This window comes from Ralstonia sp. ASV6 (assembly GCF_016429285.1).
Taxonomy (GTDB): domain Bacteria; phylum Pseudomonadota; class Gammaproteobacteria; order Burkholderiales; family Burkholderiaceae; genus Ralstonia; species Ralstonia flaminis.
Genome location: NZ_JAELUI010000449.1, coordinates 1 through 396 on the forward strand (window position 1 = coordinate 1; position 396 = coordinate 396).

The window sequence follows — 396 nt, forward strand, 5'->3', positions numbered from 1 at the left end:
GAGCTGAACTGCATCGGCGGCCGCCACGGCCTGGGCATGAGCGACCAGATCGAAAACCGCATCATCGAAGCCAAGAGCCGCGGCATCTACGAAGCCCCGGGCATGGCGCTGCCTGTCTCTTATACACATCTCCGAGCCCACGAGACATGGCGCCTGATCTCGTATGCCGTCTTCTGCGTGAAAAGGGGGGGGGGGGGGGGGGGGGGGGGGGGGGGGGGGGGGGGGGGGGGGGGGGGGGGGGGGGGGGGGGGGGGGGGGGGGGGGGGGGGGGGGGGGGGGGGGGGGGGGGGGGGGGGGGGGGGGGGGGGGGGGGGGGGGGGGGGGGGGGGGGGGGGGGGGGGGGGGAGGGGGGGGGGGGGGGGGGGGGGGGGAGGGGGGGGGGGGGGGGGGGGGGGG

General features: G+C 81.3%; 1 pseudogene. It reads left to right on the plus strand.

The features are described from left to right. A pseudogene (locus JHD73_RS28230) lies at window positions 1-123 on the plus strand (hypothetical protein); the annotation flags it as partial. Between the last annotated feature and the right edge of the window lie 273 nt (window positions 124-396).